1 protein-coding gene is annotated in these 1476 nt (G+C 66.0%); it reads right to left on the bottom strand.

What is annotated here, in order from left to right:
• Window positions 1-68: 68 nt before the first annotated feature.
• Window positions 69-1385 carry an integrase catalytic domain-containing protein gene (locus AC1AZA_RS11380; protein WP_476514763.1) on the bottom strand — a complete coding sequence of 439 codons (1317 nt, stop codon included), beginning with the start codon at window positions 1383-1385 and terminating at the stop codon, window positions 69-71.
• Window positions 1386-1476 lie beyond the last annotated feature (91 nt).

The raw sequence follows: 1476 nt of genomic DNA, 5'->3' as shown, positions 1-1476 counted from the left end.
CGAGGTGCCTCATTTGAAAGTGAGCGCGTAATCCGGAGTGGTGCCTCACTTGGGGTGAGCGCGAAATCCTAGTCCCTGTCGGCTTGCGGGGTTTCGTCGTCTTCCGGTTCGACGCCCGCGATCCGGGCGAGCGTCTTGTTCAAGTATGCCATGTCCGGGCCCGCGCGTCTGGCCAGCCGTGCGGTGCGCGGCGCCGCCATGTCCTCGAGCCGGTCCTGGATGTCGTGGATGCGACGGACGAGATCGGCCGGGTTCACGGTCGCGAGGATCCGTTCGATCTCCTCGCGCTTGTCGTCGGGGATGAAGCCGGGGCCGCCGGCGGCCCTGTCCTGTTCGTCGAACTCCCTGAGCCGCTCCCACGGGGTGCGCGGCCTGTCGTAGACGCGGCGCGGGCGGCCGTCCCGGGTGCTTTCGCGCGCGACCGGCTTCTTGGACGGGGTGAACAGGTTGGCCTTGACTCGCACCAGTTCCCACAGCTCGTTCAGCAGGTCGAGCTCGTCGACGGTGTACCGGTAGTAGAACGCGTGGCGCCGCACGACGTGGTTGTTCCTAGATTCGACGGTGGCCTGGTCGTTCTTCCTGTACGGGCGGCTTCTGGTCTGCTCGATGTCGCGTTCGTGCAGCCACGCGATCAGGTCCCGGTTGATGAACTCGCTGCCGTTGTCCGAGTCGTACGAGCGGATGCGGAACGGCAGGCGGGCCTCGATCAGGGCCTCGGCCCTGGAGAAGTTCGCGAACGCGTTGTTCCTGCACGACGCGTTCTCGGTCCATCCGGTGGCGATGTCGACCACGGTCAGGGTGCGGCAGAACTCGCCTTTCAGGCTCGGCCCGCAGTGGGCGACGGTGTCGGCCTCGACGTTGCCGGGCAGGCCGTCGAGCTCGTCGCCGGCCTTCCTGATCGTGATCGAGTTGCGCAGCAGCTCGCCCGCGGGCCTCGTGCCCGCCAGGCCCTTCGGGCGCGCCGCGTCCCTCGTCCGCTTGAGGTAGCGGTCCATCGTGGCCGGGCTCATCGCCATGAGCTCGTTGAACGCGAATCCGTCATATTCGGCGAGCTCGCCATGGGCCCTGAGCATGGGCAGCCACAGGGGAAGCATCTGCTTGAGGTACTTCGCGCACGGCATGTCCATCATCAGCCACACCCGAACCAGCAGCTCGCGAGACTGCTCCGAATACCGTTTCGGCCGCGCCTTCCTAGCCGCCGGCAGCTCGCTCGCCTGCGTGCCGGCCTCGGCGAGCCGTCGCCGCGCGGTGCTCCTGCCGATCTTCAATACGGAGCACATCTCGTCGAGGATGCGCCCCTTGTCCTTCTTCGAGGCCTTCATGTACTCGTCCCTGAACCTCAGGGTGACCTGCCGCTTCGTCGCCATGCCGATCTTGCCTTCCATACGACAAGCCAAACAGGACCGGTACCGTTCGCGCTCATTCCCGATGAGGCACCACTAGCCATTACGCGCTCAAAAAACGTGAGTCACGTCG

The sequence above is a fragment of the Bifidobacterium sp. LH_389 genome, from assembly GCF_056357235.1.
Note: the sequence above shows the minus strand (reverse complement) of the source record. Positions and strands in the feature narration are given on the sequence as shown.

What these genes read in the sequence shown, in the direction of transcription:
- AC1AZA_RS11380 (WP_476514763.1), bottom strand. Translation starts at nt 1,385, where the DNA reads ATGGAAGGCAAGATCGGCATGGCGACGAAGCGGCAGGTCACCCTGAGG.